An 18,480-nucleotide genomic window follows, 5' to 3' on the forward strand; every position below is an offset into this window, starting at 1 on the left:
CGAGCCTTGGCACACTGCCATCATGAAAGAGGATGACCTTCATGAGCACTCCCAACACGGATCGTTTTCACATCTTTGGCGTCTGCCCGGCAAACGACTACTGCCTGTTCGTCGACTATGTACTCGACGACATCAAGGATCACGAAAACCGCCTGTTGCAGCGGATCCAGGACACCCCCGACCCGGCGCTGCGGCTCTGGCGCGAGACCCGGCCACTGCAAGGCACCGACATCTTTGAAATCGAATGCCTCAATGACCGGGAAGCGGCGCAGGAAGCGGTGCAATTCTGGCGGGCCTACTTCCACTCCCTGGGCGAAACCATCATCGAAGCCGAACATCTGTGCGATCACCTGGAATAACGCCCCGGGCCGGTCGCGGCGCGGCCGGTGAGGCGGCCACGGCCGTGACCTTGCCGGCGGCGCGCTAGGCCTGGATCGGCCAAATACGCTAGACTGCCGGCCTCTTTTTTCCAGGCCCCTCGTCATGCCCGCAGAGCATGCTCCCAAGCCCTATACCCTCCTGGCGATCGACGACGATCCGCAATCGTTGATCCTGCTGTCCAATGCCTTGACCAGTGAATACGAGGTGCTGCTGGCCAAGGACAGCCAGCGCGGCCTGGCCCTGGCGCGCAGTGCCAGCCCCGACCTGATCATCCTCGATATCCTGATGCCCGAAATGGACGGTTTCCAGGTGCTCAGCGAGCTCAAGAGCCACCCGGCGACCGCCGCCATCCCGGTGATTTTCCTGACCTCGCGCAGCAGTGTCGAAGACGAGCGCCTGGGCCTGCTGCTGGGGGCCGCCGACTACATTGCCAAGCCGATTTCGCCGCCGGTGGTGCTGGCCCGGGTCGCCACGCAACTGGGATACCGCAACAAGCCCCTGCATGGCCCGCAAGCGGGCAGCGGCCCCTCGGCCGGCACCGACATGCGCGACGGGTTCATCGGCGCGCTGGCCCTGCAATTGGCCGACAACCGGCAGATCCACCTTGAGGCGCTGCTTGAGACCCTGGCGATCGTGCTGGACAGCAGTGTGACCCAGAGCGACCCCGCGGCCTTTCGCAGCGCTGCCTGCCTGGCGCTGATGGGCCTCAACCCGCCCGGCAGCGCGATCGATCAGGCCCTGGTGCGCAGCCGCTTGCTGATCGAGGAGATTCTCGCCCACGCCGAGCCCGAGGACCCGATCCTCAACCTGGCCTGGCAACTCACCCACGCCGATGCCCTGCTGCGCGGCTCCGCCAGCCTGGACAGCGCGGAGCCGCTGCCCCTGGCGGCCCGGCTGTTCGCCCTGGCGCTGGACTACCACCTGAGCCTGCTCCAGGCCAGTGCCGAAGCCCTCCCCGCGCGGCACGCCCGGGCCATGGCGCGGATGCTCCGGCAACCCGGGTTCGAGCCGTGCATCGCCGGTGACCCGCAAGCGCTTTCGGCGGCCTTGCTGAATGCGGCACAGACCTTTCATGCCCCTTGAACGGACTGTGACCCTCGCCCATGCCTAACTTCGCAGACCTGGAGCTGTTCATTCTGATTGCCGAGCTGGAGGGCCTGTCCCCCGCCGCTCGCGTCCTGTCGATCACTCCGGCGGCCGCCAGCCTGGGGCTCAAGCGCCTGGAGAACCGACTCGGCGTGCGCCTGTTCACCCGCTCGACCCGGACCATGAAGCTCACCCCCGAAGGCGCCCGCTACCTGGAAAGCGCCCAGCACGCCCTGAAGATTCTCGCCGCCGGCAAGCGCTCCCTGAGCCACGACGACGGCATGCTGGAACTCACGGTGTCCTCCGACCTGGGGCGCAACCTGCTGCTGGAGATGCTGGCCCGGCTCAAGCAGGAGCGGCCGCAGATGTACATCAAGCTGGCGCTGAGCGACAAGGAAGAAGACCTGCTCAAGGGCCGTTTCGACGCCGCGTTGCGCTACGGCAAGAGCCTGGCGCTGGACCTGGTGGAGTTGCCGGTGCTCAAGCAGCACTCGTTCATCGCCTGCGCCGCGCCCGCCTACCTGGCGGAACATGGCGCGCCCACCTCGCCGCAACAGCTGAGCGAACACGAATGCATCATCTGCCACAGCATCGGCCGGCCGGAAAGTCGTTGGCGCTTCCATGCCCACGGCAGCGTCGAGGACGTCCCGGTGCAGGGACACTTCTGCTGTGATGACGGCGACGTGGCGCGGCGCTGGGCGCTGGCCGGCCAGGGCGTGGTCAACCTGCCGCTGCTCAATGTGGTCGAAGACCTGCTCGCCGGTCGCCTGCGCCCGCTGTTGCCCGGCTGGCAGTCCGATGCCGCGCCGCTGAGCCTGGTGGTTTCGCACCGCTCGCACATCACCGCGTCGCTGCGCGCCTTGCATCAGTGCCTGGTCGAGCACTGCAGCGACCGCATGGCCCGCTATCAGGCCCTGACCCGGGACGCGGGCTAGGCCCGGGCAGCGCGCCAGTCCAGCAGCAGGTCATGGGCCTGCTGGAACTCCAGCCGGTAGATCTGCTCCTGAATCGCCTGCAAGCCGCTGCCCGGGTGCTGCGCGCACAGCGCATCGATCAGCGCCAGGGCCTGGGCATTGTGCTCGCGCAGCACGCTGGCCAGCCGCTCCACCTGCAGAAGTTGCTCGGCGCTCAGCGCCTGATGGGGCGGTGCCGGCTGACCGTCGGAAACCGGCGGCAGCTCCTGCAAGTCGGCCAGTAGCGGTGCCAGGCACTGCGCCAGGTGCTCGATCGGCGGTCGAAGGTCGGCCCGTGCCGCGCACTGCTCCTCCAGTTGCCGGGCGGCGTGCCTGACCGCCGTGGCGCCGATGCTGCCGGCCGACCCTTGCAGGCTGTGGGCCAAAAAGCCGATGGCCTGCCAGTCCCCGGCCGCCTCGGCAAGCCGCAGGCGTTCGATGATCGACTGCTGGCTGTGGCGAAAACCGGCCAGCAGCTTGTGCTGCAGCGCCAGGTCCTGGTTCACCAGCGCCAGTCCCAGCACCGGGTCGACGCCTCGGTAGACCCGCCCCGGGCCGTTGTCGGGCAGGCGGGCCGGGGGGGGCGCCGGCGGCAGGTCCAGCTGCCTGATCCAGCGCACCAGCGTGCGATAGAGTTCGTCGACGTCCAGCGGCTTGCTCAGCAGGTCATTCATTCCCGCCGCCAGCGCCCTGCCCTGCACATCGGCCGGACTGCAGGCGGTCACGGCAATGATCGGCAGCGCCTGCCAGTGCGGACAAGCGCGGATCTGCTGCGCAGTGCCGAAGCCGTCCATGACCGGCATCTGGCAGTCCATCAGCACCGCGTCGAAGTGCGGCGCGGCGCGCAACAGGCGCAAGGCCTCGGCGCCGTTGGCTGCCAGCACCGCCTGCACCCCCACCTGCCGCAGCAGGCCCTGCAACACATCCCGGTTCAACGGGTTGTCCTCCACCACCAGCACCCGGCTGCCCGCCAGCAGCCGGGCATGTTCGCTGACCGGGCGCGCTCCCGGTGCGCGGCTGGGCGCGCCATTGCTACCGGCCAGCGGTGCCTGGGGCAGTTGCAACTGCACGGTGAAGTGGAACGCCGCGCCCTGCCCCAGCTGGCTCTTGACCTCGATATCGCCCTGCATCATCTGCACGATTTTCTTCGCGATGTTCAGCCCCAGGCCGCTGCCGCCGTAGCGTCGGCTGATGGAGCGGTCAGCCTGGACAAAGGCATTGAACAGCCGGGCCTGCTGCTCGTCGCTCAAGCCCACCCCGGTGTCGGTAACGCTCAGGCGCAGCAGCACCTGGTCGTCCCACTGGCGCATCAGGCACACGCCGATGCAGACCTGGCCTGCCTCGGTGAACTTGATCGCGTTGTCCACCAGGTTGGTCAGCACCTGGGCCAGGCGCAGCGGGTCACCAAGGTAATGGCTGGGCAGCGCCGGGGGGATCTCCAGCAGCAAGCGCAGGCCCTTGTCCGCGGCGCGCTGGCGCACCAGCAGCAGCACGTCATCCACCAGTTCCCGCAGGTTGAAGCCGACTTGCTCCAGGCTCAGCTTGCCGGCTTCGATCTTCGACAGGTCGAGCACGCCGTTGATGGTGCCCACCAGCTTTTTGGCCGCCCGGTCGATCTTCTCCAGGTAGTCCCGGGGCTGGCGTTCCAGCGGCAGGTCCAGGGCCAGATGGGCCATGCCGATGATGGCGTTCAGCGGGGTGCGGATCTCGTGGGACATGCAGTCGAGAAACTCCGACTTGGCCTGGGTCGCCAGCTCGGCGTCGCGCCGGGACTGCTGGATCTGGGTTTCCACGGCCTTGCGCTCGCTGATGTCGTGCAGCACCCCGGTGACCCGCGCCGGGGCACCGTGGGCGTCACGCTGCATGATCTTGCCGATGTCCAGCACCCACAGCCATTGGCCGTTCTTGTGGCGCATGCGGTATTCGGCGCGGTACTCGCCGACTTCATCGTTGAGGTGGGCCTGGAGCCGGGCCATGACCGGCCCATAGTCGTCCGGATGCACCAGGCACACCCAGCGCTCCAGGCCATGGCCGAAGGTCTGCTGCATTTCCTGCTTGCTGTAGCCGAGAATCTGCAGCCACACATCGTTGTTGATCACCGTCCCCTGGCTGATGTTCCAGTCCCACAGCCCCAGCGCGCCGCTTTGCAGGGCCATGTCCAGGCGCTGTTCGCTCTCTTCGATCTGCGCCACGTCGCGCTTGTGTCGCCGGGCATCGGCCAGCCGCCGCAGGCCGCCCCAGAGCAACAGCAGGAACACCAGGGTGCTCAAGGCTTCGAGCAGCAGCACCTGTTCCACCGGCAACAGCGCATCCAGGTCGCCCAGGGAGATCAGGCTCCAGGGGCCGCTGGGGTCGTTCCAGTCGAACTCCACCCGGGACAGGCCGTAGCGCCGGCCGTCCAGCGTGACCACGCGCTGTCGGGCATCGAAGGGCAGCCGTTCGGGCACGCCGTTGGCAAACGGATAGTCGCTGAACTGGCGGCGGATCTCGCCGGTGAAGCGGTTCCACGGCCAGGCCCGGTCGGACTTGAGCACCAGGGCCGGGGCGCTGGCGGCCAGCACCACGCCGCTGGGCGAGAGGATCATCTTCAGGTCGTCGCTGTGGGGCTTGCCCAGGCTGTCATCGAGCATTTCGCCGTCAAAGCGCGCCACCAGCACGCCGATCACCTGGTCCTGTCGGGTGCGCGACTCGAAGATCGGCACCGCCATGTAGAACATGCGGGTGCCGGTGGTCACGCTGATTGCCCCGTAGACACTGGTGCCGCCCTTGAGGGCCACCTTGAAGTAGGGTCGGAAGGCCACGTTCTGCCCCAGCGGCAGGCGCCCCTGATGATCATGGGCCGCCACCACCACCCCGTCCCGGTTGAGCACGAACGCGTGGTTGGCCCCCACCACCATGGACAGGGTCTTGAGGGGAATGCTGGCCCGCTCCATCAGCTCGGCCGAGGGCCGGGGCTCCAGCACCACCCGCTTCAGCGCCGGGTTGTGACGGCCCAGGATCGACAGCGCGCCAATGGCAAAACCGCTGGATTTCCATTGCTCCAGGTCCTGGGCGCGCTCCCTTGTCTGCAACTGCAGGCTGGCCTGGTAGACGTCCTCGACCTGCAGCCGGTAGTAGTTGCCCAGCGCCACTGCCGCAGCCACCGCGAGCACGACGCCCAGGGCGTAGCAGCACCGTCGGTGGCCGTCGAAGAACTCCAATAACCTGTACAACCGCTTGCCCCTTTGAATGCTGAATCCCTGTGCGTCGACGCTGGCCCGGCCTGCTGCCCTGCCCCTTCAGCGTCTTGCCAGCCGGCGTGGAAACTCCGGCGGCAGAAAATCGCGGTCCGGATCGTAGTCGGCCTTGAGGTAATCACCAAGCGCCTTGAGGTCCTGGGGCGACAGGGTGCCCACCGCTTGCTTGAGCCGCAGGGTGTCGAGGATGTAGTCATAGCGGCTGTCGTTGTACTGGCGCACGGCGTTGTACAGCTGGCGCTGCGCCTCCAGCACGTCGACGATGTTGCGGGTGCCGACCTGAAAGCCCAGCTGCGAGGCCAGCACCGCGCCCTGGTTGGAGATGATCGACTGGCGCCGCGCCTGGACCTGATCCACCGCGCTGTTGAGGCCGCGATGCAGGTTGCGGGTCTGCTCCACCACCTGACGCTGCAAGTTGTCGTTGAGGTACTCGCGCTGATTCATCCGCTGGTGGGCTTCGCGTACCTGGGAGCGGGTCTGGCCGCCACTGAACAACGGAATATTCAACTGCAGCCCGACACTGCGCTGCTGCACCGTGCCGCCATAGCCGTTACCGCGAATGTCGCTGTTGCCGTAGCCCAGGCCGTCGTTGTCGCCGGTCTGGTAGCGCACCACCGCGTCCAGGGTCGGGGCGTGCCCGGCCTTGCGCGCGCGCAGGGTCTGCAGGGTCGCGTCCAGGGCGTGCTGGCTGGCCAGCAGGGTCAGGTTCTGGCGCACCGCGGTGTCGACCCAGCGCCGCGCCTCGTTGGGCTCGGGCAAGAGCACCGGCATGTCGTGCCGCACGCCCTGGATCGCCTGGTACTGCTGGTGCGTCAGGGTGTCCAGGGCTTCGAAGGCATCGTCGGTGTGCTTTTGCGCGACGATCCGATTGGCCCGCGCCGTGTCATGCCCGGCCTGGGCCTGGAGCACGTCGGTACGGTCCGACAGGCCCAGTTGCAGGCCCCGCTCGGCCAGTTGCTGCTGGCGCTTGAGCGCTGCTTCCTCGGCCTTGGCCGCCGCCAGGGCGTCCTGGGCCTTGAGCAGGCCGAAATAGGCCTGGGCGCTGTCGAGCATGAGTTTCTGCTCGGCCGCGGCCAGCTCCAGCCGGGCCTGCCGGTCTTCGGCTTGGGCCGCCTTGAAGGTGAACCAGCGATCGACGCGAAACACCGGCTGGTTGAGCACCGCCTGATAGCTGGTGCTGCTGCGCTGGGTGTCCTGCCGCGGTTGTTGCAGGGAGGTGCTGGTGCTGTTGAGGTCGGCGCTGGCCGACAGCGTCGGCAGCAGCCCGGCCCGGGCCTGGGGCAGCGCCTCGGCGCGGGCGGCCTGGTCGGCCCGGGCCGCCGCCAGTTCGCTGTTGTTCTGCCGGGCATCCAGGTACACCCGCCACAGGTCGCTGGGCAGCGCCTGGGGCGGCGGTTGAACGGCCTGGGCCGGGGCAACGGCCAGCAGCACCAAGACAGGCAGCCAGCCGGCAAGGGCGCGCTGCCGCGAAATCATCGGGTTGATCATGGTGGGTTCTACATAGGGAAGTGATTCGGAGGCCGGGAGACAGGAGAGGCTGGGCGCCCCTCCTGTGGTAACTCCCCTGCGGTCAGCTCAACGGTGGCACCAGCACCGCCTGCGCCGCCTGGCGATCATGCGGCAGCGGCTCACGGGCACCGCCGGTGTCGGCAAAGGCCGCCATGGCCCCGCTCAGCTTGGCCAGGCGGGGGCCTTCGACAGCCGCCAGCGCGGCGTTTGCAGCCTTGTCCGGCACGGGCTGGCGCTCGCGCGAGGACAGCTCGAACACAGCGTCCTGGGACAGCCCCGCCAGGGCAAAGCCCTTCAACAGATAATCGACACTGATCACCGATGAATCGCCTTGCAGCTCGATCTGCAGGTGCCGGTGCGCCGCGCCCTGCTCGCCCAGCACCTGACGCAGCACCAGGGCATTGCCGTTGTCGACGTCGGTCAGCAGCACATCCTGGCCCCGGCGGCTGACCAGGACTTTGCCGGCGTCGGCCACCGGCAGGATCAGGCGGTCCAGGGCCTGGCCGGGGTCCTCGTTGTCGATCACCACCGTGCGGTAGTGCGCCCACATCGCCGGGCTCAGGCGATAGGTGTCGTCAGCGCCGCCGCCGTGCAGCACCAGGCTGTCGACCCCGGCCAGCAATGGCGGCGCCAGTTCATCCCGGCGAGCACCGCCCCCGCCCTGCAGCAGCAGCGAGCTGCCGATACGCTGGACATTGCCGTAATGGCCGAGCTTCTGCGCCGCCCCGCCCTTGACCTTGTACAGCGCCTGTTCCGTGGGACTGAAGACGTAGGCCGAGCGCGACGACTCAGCGGCAACGCCGATAAACCGCAGCTCGCTGGCGTTGGCAATGCCGCTGCTGGCGAACACCTGGCCGCTGGCGATATCGAACCAGCCCTGGACGCCGCGGTCCTGCAAGGTCAACACGCCCTGGGCCCCCCAGTGCCCGGCGACTGCCGCCAGCGCCTGGGGCAGCGTGGCCAGGTGCGCCTGCTGCCAGCCCTTGTCGAGCGCCACCAGTTGCACCTTGCCGTCGGGGCCGCGCAAGAGGATTTCCCCCTGCACCGTGGTCAGGCGCAAGCCGGCATCCACCTGCACCGCCGAGCGCAGCGGCACCTCGGGCATCAGCCGCGTGGCCGCCGGCAGTTGCGCCGCGGCCTCCAGCACCTGGTCACCGGCAAAGGCCGACGCCAGCGCTTGCGGACTCATCGGCGCCTGCAGGTACAGCGAGCCGCTCTCGGGCTCGAACAGCCGCGCACTGCCACTTGTGCTGTCGAAGCCGAGGAACTGCAGCGGCTTGCCTTGCAGCGCGGCCTCGGCCACCACCACCTGGCCGTTGTGGTACCACACCGCCAATGCCGTCTTGCCGTCCGCGGCCTTGACCCCGAACACCGCCAGGGTGGCGTTGCGGCCGTTGACAGTGGCCAGCTCCTGCCACCAGTTGGCGTGGTTCTTGAGCCAATGCTCGTTGACCGCTTCATAGCTCAGGCGTCCCGTGGCCTCGATCCGCGCCACCCGCCCATCCTCGGTCACGGCCAGCAGATGGCCGTTGAGCTGCAGCACATTGGCCAGGGTCGGCGTGGCCAGGCGCAAGGCGCTCGGCTGGCTGGCGTCGAGGACCTTCTGCCCCGGCCCTTCCTGGCGGAACAGTGCCTTGTGCTGCTGGCTGTAGAAGAAGAACACTTCCTGGCCAGCGCTCTGCATCAGGCTGCCGGCGAACACCAGGTCCGCCGGGATCGGCCAGGCGCTCCGGGGTTTGCCCTGGGCATCCAGCAGCGGCTCCTGAGCGGACGGCGGTGCCAGGTTCGGCTTGATCAGGGTGCCGTCGCTGGTGCGGACCCAGTAGCGGTGCGCGACCTTGTCCTGGTCGAGGCCAAACAGCGTCACCAGCGCCGCGGGGCTCGGGTCCATCAGTGGCGCACCAAGGCTGTACACCGGGGTGTCGCGCTCCGTGGCCTGTGCCTTGTAGCCCTGCAACAGGGTCGTGAGAGGGTCGCCATGCTGGTCGGTGCGGGCCGAGAGCTGCAGCAGCGCTTCATCGCCCACCACCCCCACCAGTTCCATGCGGTCGCCGAGGATGCGGAAGTTCAGCTCGGCCTCGCGCTCCTTGAGCTGATAACGCCGGGCCAGATAGACCGCGTCGCCCTCCTGCCAGAAGCGGCTGATCCGCCCGGCGCTGTGGTTGAACGGCGGGTTGAACTGGACATCGACCTTGCCCGTGGCGATCTCCACCCGCCAGGCCGCGGCGTTCTCGGCGTCGACGAAGTAGGCGTGCTCGCCGATCACCGCGCCCAACTGGGCGTTGCGGGCCTGTTCCAGCGCCGTGTCGGTGAACAGCATGCGGTCCTTGGCCACGTCGTAGTAGGCCCGGCCGACGTTGCGCCCGGCATGGCTGTAGTTATCCACGACCACGTACTGGCCGTGCAGTTGATGGGCCTTGGCCAGCTCGCTCAGGTGCTGCTCGATGCGCTGGCCGGGCAACTGCCAGTGCTTCGCGTCTTCTTCCACTACCTGGGCCGTCATGCCGACGAAGTCCACCTCGCGCACTTCGCCCCTGGCGTTGACCACCAGCACCTGGCCATTGCTCGCCGGGTCGAGCTTGACCACCACCCCGCCGACCGTCAGTTGGCCCTTGGACACGCTGATGGTTTCGCTCTGTAGCTGGCTGCTGTCGATGATCCAGCGCGACGGCGTGCTGCCGGCCTCGCTGGCAAGCTCGACCCGGGTGCCCTCGTTGAGCCCCACCAGATAGCGCCCGCCAGCGCCCTTGATCTGGTAGTTGAGGTAGCCGTACAGCTCCTTGGGCAGCTCCGGGATCACCAGTTGCCGGTCATGGCCATCGAGCAGTACCTGGATCGGGGTGTCGACGTATTCCTGGTGAATGCGCCGGATCGTCTCCTCGCTGGGGAAGATGTAGAAGTCGTAGTCGAAGCGCCGGTCGTTCTCCAGCCGGCGGATCACGTCGAAGCCGGTGTCATGCCGGGTGGTGGCCCCCGGCAGGATCATGTACTCGTAGCTGATGTAGGACTTGGGCGTGCCCGGCAGAATCACCGCCGAGCTTTCGCCATGGGCCAGGGCCTGCGACGCCTGGGGGTAGCCGATGCCGCTGCGCACCTCGATCGCCTGGCTGCGGTCGTGGATCATCCGCGGGAAATCCCCGGCCCAGAAGAAGTAGTTGATCGCCCCGGAACCGGTGGAACCGTGGTGGGTACGGTAGATGTACTGGCTGTCAAAAGCGATCTGGTTGTTGCGCAGGTCCAGGGTCTTGACCACCGCGCCGGCCAGGGGCACCAGCACCTGTTTGTCGGCGTCGTAACGGTAGCCGTTGCCCTTGTAGGCCTGATCCAGCGTGTCGAAGTAGCGCCCCACCGCCTTGGCGTCTTCGGCCACCGCGCCAAAGGCCTGGGCCAGCGCGGTGAAACCCACCGCCAGGCCGCCGAGGATCACCCCCGCGCCGCCCAGCACCGCGGCCGCCGTCGAGGCCCCGAGCAGGCCGGCGCCGACCCCGGCCGCGCCGGTGACGAAACTGGCCGAGTCGAACGCCAGCTGGGTGCCGAACACGGCCTTTTGCACGTCGTTCTCGGCATGGGCCAGTTCATAGGCGTCCAGGCCCACCATGGCCCCGCCAAACAGCAGGCCGGCGCCTTCGTTGACCGTATGCCCCAGGGTCGAGGCAAAGTCCTTGAGGGAGGTTTCGGCGGCCAGGGCCTCGCCGCGCAACGCGGTCTGCACCAGCTCGGTGACCTTGGCCACATCCTGCACGGTGCCATGGCCGATCTGCACCAGGCCCAGGTAGCTGTGGATCTTCAATGCCGTGGCCAAATCCGCCGAAGTGCTGCCCTGGGCCGCGTCCTGGCGGTGCTTGTCGGCAAACCACTGGATCAGCGTCTGCACCGCGAAGCCGGCGTTCAGGCCGTCCACCGCCGGCGCTTCGCCGACCCCGGCCCGCGGCCGGATCTGGCCGTGCTCCAGGGTGAAGTGTTCGGTGAATACGCGCATGTGCTCATCGACGAAACGGCGGAACTCGACAAAGGTGCCGTCGTCGGTGCTCAGCCAGCGGGTGTGTTCGGGCTGGTCGCGGTTGATGAACTGCACCCGATAGCCGCCCTCCTTCCGCTCCTCGGTAGTGGCGATGATCGGTATCCACTGGCTGCCCAGCTGGTGCTCCCGGGCCAGCCGGCTGCTGGCGGCGTCGAAGCGCGCGCCCCACTGCTCGGCGTCGAAGGTGGTGAGTGCCGCGCCCAGGCGCAGGTCGTCACTGATGCGCTGCCGGGCGTCCAGCGCCTGCTCGACCTGACGGCGCTGGCCGATGACCCCGGCCAGTTCCTCGGGACGGGACAGGTCGGCGACGTTCAGGCCGTTGCCCACCGGCACTTCGGCCATCTTGCCGGTGTCGATCTCGATGAGGTTGAAGGCCGGCAGCGACTGGCTGCCGAACGCGCCGTAGTGGGCGGCCAGCTTGCGCTTGACCAGGTGCTGTTGCATGGCCTGGGACAGGCCCTGGGTGGAATCGAAGGCAAAGATCCCCACGTTGGGGTCATAGAAGTAGTAGCGCTGGCCCTCGGCGGTGGAGGTGCTGCCGACCATCATCGAGTGGTTCTGGGTATTGAGGGCGAACATCGCCGGGCCCTTGCTGGCGGCCAGCCGCGCCACCACCTCGGTCAGCTTGAGCTGCCCCAGCGGCGTCGACGCCTGCACCGCCTCGACGTTGGAGTGCAGCCGGATCAGGCTGTTCTTGAGCAGGGTCGAGCTGCCCGCCTGCGGGTCGGCGGAGGCCAGGAACAGCTTCTGCACCAGGCTGTTGACCCCCGCCTCGCCGCCATTGGCCAGGGCCACGGCCAGGGCCACGGCCATGGCCCGCACCAGCGGGTAGCAACGGCCGCCGGAGCGGTCCCCCACCAGGGACAGGTAGAAGTCCTGGGGCGCCAGCTGGCCGAAGACGCTGCCGGCGCTCTGGAAGTCTTCGCTGAACACCGCGGTCTGGCGCAGCACCTTGTCGATGTACTCGGCCTGGGCGGTCTCGCTGATGCGGCCACTCAGGGCACCCCGTTGCTGGGGCGTGAGCGAGCCGTCGAGGAACAGCCGCTTCATGTCCAGGGAGGACATCTTGTCGTCCACCCCGGGAATCTTGATCTGGCGATAATCCCGCAGGCCGTCGCTGAAGGCCGTGCCCCGCGCGCCGCGCTGGTAGGCCTCGGCCGTGGCATAGCGCTCGCCGATGCTGCTGGCTCGCTCCTCGCCACCGCCCTGGATGGCCGTGTCGTCGGTGCGCACCACGGCGGCGCTGCCCTCCTTGGCCCTGATCTGCTGCCAGAGCCAGGTCTTTTCCACCGAGCCGGCTTCGCGCAGCACCGGCTCGTACTGCGCCCGGTAGTAGTCCTGGGTCAGGTTGATCTGCCGGATCTGCTGGTCGATCAGCGCCTTGTCGCCGGCGGTGCGTCGCTGCTCCTGCAACTGGTAGCGCCGGTCGCTCAGGTGCTGGATATCGGCGTTGACCCGATCCTGCACGGCTTCACGCAGCTGATTCCAGGCGGCGATCGCCGGATGCTCGGGAGAGAAGGCGCCACTGTCGTAGACACCGTCAGCCACCCCGTCGACCGGCACCCCGAACTGGGCCGCGACCTTTTTCAGGTTCTGCTGCACCTGCTCGCGGTAGGCGGCGAACTCGGCCCGGTTGCGTTCCATCACCCGGGTGTCGGCGGTCTGGATCGCCAGGGGCTCGGCGCCATCGCGCAACTTCGGCCAGACCATCGGCCCTTGGCGCTGGTACTCCTGGCGCTGGAACACCAGCTGCCACTGGCCATCGACGTACTGCATGTAGGCCGCGGCCAGGCCCTCGGCGGTGCCGGCGACCTGATAGTCCTTGTAGTCCACCGCCATCACCACGTTGTCGTACAGCAACGAGCTGTTGACCCGGCCGTCGTGATAGACCCGGTAGGTGTTGGCGTCCAGGCTGGTCACCACCAGCGAGCAGCCCGACAGGGTGCCGGTGAACAGGAAGCTACCCTCGGCCCCGTGCTTGGGAATGTCCACGTAGGCCGGCGCGGCATTGGCCTGGTTGGGGCCGTTGTAGCCGAGGAAATACGCCGGCGCGCTGTTGCCGGCCACCTCATTGGCGCCGTGCTCGGTGTATTCGAGCTCGTACAGGTCCGGCGCGACCTTGACCAGTTGCACACGGCCCTGGGCCGGCAGGCGTCCCGACTTGACCAGGGCCTCGGCACTCAGGGTGTGGCTGCGGGCGAACTGCACCGGGTCGGCGACGAACTGGCGGATGTCGGCGCTGCCCTGGCGCGCTTCGAAACCGGCCCCCTGCAACGCCAGCCCCCCCTTGAGCTGCCGATCCTGCAGCGCCTGACCCTGCAGTGCGGGCAGCGGGCCGACGCTGGTGAAGCGTGGCGGATGGAACTCCTCGCTCGCCGCCCGGCCCTGATTGACGATGGGCAGGACCCGGGCCATCACCCCGTCGTACAGCTTGCCGTGCAATGCCTCCCGGCTGCCCTCGGCGCGGTAGCGGTCGAACATCTGCAGCAGCTGCGGGCCGATGCTGCCCGGGCCCTGGGGTTCATAGCGGGCGGCGACATACAGGGTCTCGAAGAACGAGTGATAGCCGTTGCGGATCATGAACGCCGCATTGGCCATCTGGAACTGCCAGTACTGCTTGACGCTCAGCCCTTGGCCGAACAGTTCCGGCAAGGCATTGCTGACGGTCTGGGTGGTTCCGGAAATGCCGCCCACGAACGGCGTGTCCAGGTCATTCATGTAGCGCGTGGCGGGATTGTCCGGGTCGGGACGGAACTGGCTGTAGCTGCGGTACTTGTCGTCCGCGATCAGCAACGGCGCATCGGCCTGGGCCCGCTCCGGCTGGGTGTTGAGGATCAGGTAGGGGTCGGGCTGATTCAGCCGATTGTTGATCACCAGCTTGTTGGCGCCATCGGGCGATGCCAGTGCGGCGTGGCCATTGACCGGCACCGCGGCCTTGGAAAGGCTGTCGGCCACCGGGCGCAGGGCATGGAACAGCGCCTGCTTGCGCAGGCTGCGGCCCTGGTCGCTGGACAGCTGCGCCTCGACGCTGGGGCGCAGGGCGGCATCGCCCGGCTGCAGCCCCGCGGGGCCGCGCAGCAGCAGGTTCAGCAGCTGGCTGTCCAGGGAGCGCTCCACGGCCACGTGATCGAAGGTGTGCCGCTTCGGGTTGCTCGAATGCAGGGCGGCGTTGGCGTTGGCGACCCGCTGGTTTTCCGCCGTGACCGCCTGCTCCCGCCATTGCTCGTAGAGCGGCGCCAGCAGCAGCTTGGCCTGGGCAATGTCGCTCTGCACGTAACCGCCCTGCAGGACCCTGGCCAGCGCCGGGCTGTGCGCCAGCTGGTCGGCCAGGCCGAACAGCAAGGCATCGTTGTCCCGGCTCTGCCACACCGACGCGGCAAAGGCCTGCTCCCAGAGCACCTTGTTCAGGTTGTTGCCCTTGATATCCCGCAGGCTGTCGCGGCTGTGCTGTGGCAGCAGTATCCCGGCCGGGGTCAGGTGGTTGCGTTGCAGCAGGCGGGTCAGTTGCTGCACGAAGGTGGCGCGCTCGCGGCTGCCTTCGAACAGGCGGCTGGCTTTGATGCCGTCGTTGCGCAGCTGTTCCAGGGTGTCGAAGAACGCCGCGTTGTACTGGTACAAGGCGGCGGTCTGGGCCTTGCTCAGGTGGCTGCTGCTGACCTTGTCGCCCTCGACGGTCATCAGCGCAAACGGCGTGGCCGCGCGGAACTCCCCGCCCTGGGGCATCTCCAGCAGGTACTGGCGCTCGGCAAAGCCCACTGCCCGCTCCAGTTCGTGGATGTTGACGAACACTCCGTCGCGGTCCGGCTGGTAGCTGTTGTGCCGGAAGTCTTCCAGGCCGATGGTCTGGAAGCTGGTGATGTCGGCGTTCTGGTTGATCAGTTCGCCCAAGGCGCTGCCCAGGGGCACTTCGCGGGGCACGCTGGTGCTGGGCGACTGGCCCGAGACCTGGATCCCGATCTGGTTGGGCACCTTGCGATCGACGTTGGTCAGCAGCAGCCGGTGGCCGTCATTCAGCAACTGGGCCTTGAAGCCTTCGCGCAGGTCGCTTTCCGACACCAGGTGGTGGGCGAAGTACTGTTCGACGAAGCCGGTCTTGACCAGCACCGAGCGGATCGGCGCATAGGTCGGCGAGCGCATGGACGGCGGCTCGCTCTTGAGCCGGTACTGCTGCTGCCAGGCCAGGGAACGGGCCGCGGTGCCGAAGGAGAAGTTCAGCACGCCGTCGGTGGGCACCACCAGCCGGCCGTGGTCCAGGTAGAAGTCCTTGAAGCGCCCGTCGGTGCTGGCATTGACCAGCGCCACGTTCATGCGGATGTAGCCGGGACGCTCCTCCATCATCAACAGGGAAATGTTCAGCGGCAGGTCGTCGGAGGCCCGGGGTGCCTTGGCCAGTGCACCCAGGCTCGCGGCCTGCTGCTTGGGCCCGGCCTTGAGCAAGGCGTCGTAGCGGCTGCTGACCTCCTTGTAGGCCTGCAACTCGGCGAACAGCGTGACGTAGGCCTGGTTGAAGGTGGAGTCGGCCACCTGGGCGCTCAGTTGCTGCTCCAGACGCTTGATCCGCCCGCCAAGCTTGTCCTGCTTGGCCAGCGCATCGGCCTTCAGGCCCTTGACGTCCAACGGCTGGGCGCCATTGGGGCTGAGCATGTTCAGCGCCTTGCTCCAGGTCTTGTCATAGTGGCTGAGCGCCGCGTCCTGGCGCCTGTACAACAGGATGTCCCGGTCCAGTTGCTGCTTGTAGGCGCTGGTGGCCGGGGTGTCGGGGACGGCGTCCATTTCTTTGCGCCGCTGTTGCAGGGTCTGCAACTGGTCGGCGACCGACACCGGGTTGTCCTGCATCTGGAAGTGCTGGGCGGCCAGCACGCTCAGGGTGCTCTGCTGCATCTCCAGCAGGCGGTCGCCGACCTGGGCGAGGTAGGAGGCGCGCTCGTCGGCGCTCATGTTGAACCATTCGGATTGCCGGCCTGAAGCCTGGATCTGTTGATCGATCAGGGAGTTGAGCAGGCGCGTGAAATCCTTGGACAGGAAAGCCATTGCAGTGATCCTTTGTCTGTGTTGCGCGAAGCCCTTCGCGTTGCGAAAGGCCGCCTGGGGGAATGCGGGGTGGGAGACGTGACGGGTGGGCGGGTCCTCCTGCCGTGGGTGGGGTCAATCCTTCATCTGCAGGGCCCACTGCCGGGCATACAGCCCGTCGAGGTCGAGCAGCTGTTGGTGTGTGCCTTGTTCCAGCACCCGCCCCTGGTCGATGACCAGGATCCGGTCGGCATGGCGCAGGGTGTTGAGGCGATGGGCGACGCTGATCACCGTGCGGCCCCGAGCGATGTCCTGCAGGTTGGCCATCACCGCCGCCTCCGACTCGTAGTCCAGGGCGCTGGTGGCCTCATCCAGCAGGAGGATTCCGGGGTTGCAGAGCAGCGCCCGGGCCAGGGCAATGCGCTGGCGCTGGCCGCCGGAAAGCTGGCCGCCGCGCTCGCCGACCTGGGTTTCGTAGCCCTGGGCCAGGGCCTCGATAAAGGACGCCGCCCCCGCCAGGCGGGCGGCGTCCTGCACCTCGGCATCGCTGGCCTGGGGCCGGCACAGGCGGATGTTCTGCGCCACGCTGCCGGCGAACAGCACGCTTTCCTGCAGCACCACGCTCATGTTGCGGCGCAGGGCCACCGGGTCGGCGATGGCCAGGTCGATGCCGTCCACCATGACCCGGCCGTGCTGCGGTACGTAGAGGCGCTGCAGCAGGCGGGTCAGGGTCGACTTGCCGGAACCGGAGGGCCCGGTAATGCCGACGAACTCCCCCGGGCGGATCTCCAGGTCAAGCTGGCGCAGCACCTCCTGGCCGTCTTCGGCGTAGCGAAAGCGCACCCCCTGGAAGCTCACCCCGCCCTGCAGCGCCGGCACCGAGGCCAGGCCGCCGCTGCCGCTTTCACACTCGGTGTCGAGGATGTCGCCCAGGCGCCGCAGGGAAATCAGGGTGTGCTGGAAGTCCTGCCAGACCTGGGCCAGACGCAGGATCGGCTCCACCACATGCCCGGCCAGCATGTTGAAGGCCACCAGCTGGCCGGGGCTCAACTGGCCGTCCAGCACCAGCATCACCCCCCACCACAGCAGCAGCGCCGCGGTGAGTTTCTGGATCAGGCCGATGCCCTGCCCGGCCCAGATGCCGACGATGCGGGTGTGGAACGCCGCGCGCACATAGGCCGCCAGCTGGCGCTGCCACTGCTGCTGAAAGCCGTTTTCGATGGCCCCGGTCTTGATCGTCTCGATGCCGGTCACCGCCTCGGTGAGAAAAGCGGTGTTGGCCGCGTTCAACTCGTACTCGCGCAGGGCGCGGCTGCGCAGCAAGGGCCCCACACAGAGCCAGAACAGGAAGTACAGGGCCAGGGAGCCCACCACCACCCAGGTCAGCAACGGCGCGTAGCTGTACATCACGGCGATGAACAGCCCGCAGAAGGCCAGGTCCAGCACCAGGGTCAGGGCCGAGCCGGTGAGGAACTGGCGGATCTGCTGCATCTCGCCGACCCGGGCGATGATCTCGCCGGTCTGGCGCCCCTGGAAATACCCCAGGGGCAGCTGGATCAGGTGCTGGTACAGGCGGGCCGACAACTCGGCGTTGATCTTGCTCGCCACGTTGCTGAACAACCAGGAACGCACCAGGCCGAACAGCGGTTCGAACAGGGCCAGGGCCAGCATGGCCATGCCCAGCACCTGCAGGCTCGACAGGCCGCGGCTGACCAGCACCCGGTCGATGATGTTCTCGAACAGCAACGGGGTCACCAGGGCCACCCCTTGCAGCATCAGCGACACCAGCAGCACGCTGCGAAACTGCCGCCCGTGCTTGAGGATCGACGGCAGGAACCAGCCCACCCCGAAGCCCCGGGCCTTGGGCTGCACATGCTGCTCGGCCAGCAACAGCACCTGGCCCCGGGCCGGCCAGCACAAGGCCAGTTCCGCGCGGGTCAGGGTCTGGCATTGGCCCTGCAGCGGCCAGTAGATGCGCAACTGGTCGCCGTCCACCGCGTCCAGCACCGCCCAGCCCTGGGTGGTCTCCAGCAGGGCCGGCAACGGCAGGTGCTGCAGGCGCTGCACCTGGCTGCGCACGGCCCGGGCGCGCAGGCCGATCCAGCCGGCGCAGCGGCGCAGGTCCAGGCTGTCGGCCAGGCCCTCGACCCGCCCCAGGCGGTGCGCCAGCTGCGCCACGCTGATGCTCAGGTCAAAGCGCCGGGCGGCCCAGGCCAGGGCGTGCAGGCCGCTGTCGAGCAGGGTCGGCGAGGGTTCGCCGGTCAGCTGGCAGGCTGTGGTCATG

At 68.0% G+C, this 18,480-nt stretch carries 7 protein-coding genes; 3 read left to right on the plus strand and 4 right to left on the minus strand.

Annotated features, from left to right (window positions below):
- Nucleotides 1-41 precede the first annotated feature (41 nt).
- The 3 genes from L1O02_RS15870 to L1O02_RS15880 all read left to right on the plus strand — a co-directional run bounded on the left by L1O02_RS15870 (nt 42) and on the right by L1O02_RS15880 (nt 2,402).
- Nucleotides 42-359, plus strand: coding sequence for a hypothetical protein (locus L1O02_RS15870; RefSeq protein WP_129406085.1), 318 nt, complete (start codon nt 42-44; stop codon nt 357-359).
- 124 nt (nt 360-483) lie between these two features.
- Complete coding sequence (locus L1O02_RS15875) at nt 484-1,464, plus strand: response regulator (RefSeq protein ID WP_108543676.1); 981 nt, start codon at nt 484-486, stop codon at nt 1,462-1,464.
- A gap of 20 nt (nt 1,465-1,484) precedes the next feature.
- Nucleotides 1,485-2,402, plus strand: a complete 918-nt coding sequence (locus L1O02_RS15880; protein WP_060839236.1) for a LysR family transcriptional regulator — start codon at nt 1,485-1,487, stop codon at nt 2,400-2,402.
- Here the strand turns inward: L1O02_RS15880 and L1O02_RS15885 are convergent.
- The 4 genes from L1O02_RS15885 to L1O02_RS15900 form a co-directional block, all read right to left on the minus strand.
- A complete protein-coding gene (locus tag L1O02_RS15885) occupies nt 2,399-5,620 on the minus strand; it encodes an ATP-binding protein (protein WP_235760253.1) in 3,222 nt (1,073 codons plus the stop codon). The two genes, L1O02_RS15880 and L1O02_RS15885, sit on opposite strands and share 4 nt — an antisense overlap.
- Nucleotides 5,621-5,698: 78 nt before the next feature.
- A complete protein-coding gene (locus tag L1O02_RS15890) occupies nt 5,699-7,144 on the minus strand; it encodes a TolC family outer membrane protein (protein ID WP_129406083.1) in 1,446 nt (481 codons plus the stop codon).
- Nucleotides 7,145-7,226: 82 nt separating this feature from the next.
- Nucleotides 7,227-16,217: a TcdA/TcdB pore-forming domain-containing protein gene (locus L1O02_RS15895; RefSeq protein ID WP_235758255.1), complete on the minus strand. Its 8,991-nt coding sequence runs from the start codon at nt 16,215-16,217 to the stop codon at nt 7,227-7,229.
- A gap of 114 nt (nt 16,218-16,331) precedes the next feature.
- Complete coding sequence (locus L1O02_RS15900) at nt 16,332-18,479, minus strand: type I secretion system permease/ATPase (RefSeq protein WP_129406081.1); 2,148 nt, start codon at nt 18,477-18,479, stop codon at nt 16,332-16,334.
- Nucleotide 18,480: the final 1 nt, after the last annotated feature.

Source organism: Pseudomonas sp. BC42, from assembly GCF_021560055.1.
Taxonomy (GTDB): domain Bacteria; phylum Pseudomonadota; class Gammaproteobacteria; order Pseudomonadales; family Pseudomonadaceae; genus Aquipseudomonas.

Bases quoted from the DNA above. Each gene is read 5' to 3' on its own strand.
- L1O02_RS15900 (WP_129406081.1), bottom strand. From the start codon at position 18,479: ATGACCACAGCCTGCCAGCTGACCGGCGAACCCTCGCCGACCCTGCTC.
- L1O02_RS15890 (WP_129406083.1), bottom strand. From the start codon at position 7,144: ATGATCAACCCGATGATTTCGCGGCAGCGCGCCCTTGCCGGCTGGCTG.
- L1O02_RS15880 (WP_060839236.1), top strand. From the start codon at position 1,485: ATGCCTAACTTCGCAGACCTGGAGCTGTTCATTCTGATTGCCGAGCTG.
- L1O02_RS15895 (WP_235758255.1), bottom strand. From the start codon at position 16,217: ATGGCTTTCCTGTCCAAGGATTTCACGCGCCTGCTCAACTCCCTGATC.
- L1O02_RS15870 (WP_129406085.1), top strand. From the start codon at position 42: ATGAGCACTCCCAACACGGATCGTTTTCACATCTTTGGCGTCTGCCCG.
- L1O02_RS15875 (WP_108543676.1), top strand. From the start codon at position 484: ATGCCCGCAGAGCATGCTCCCAAGCCCTATACCCTCCTGGCGATCGAC.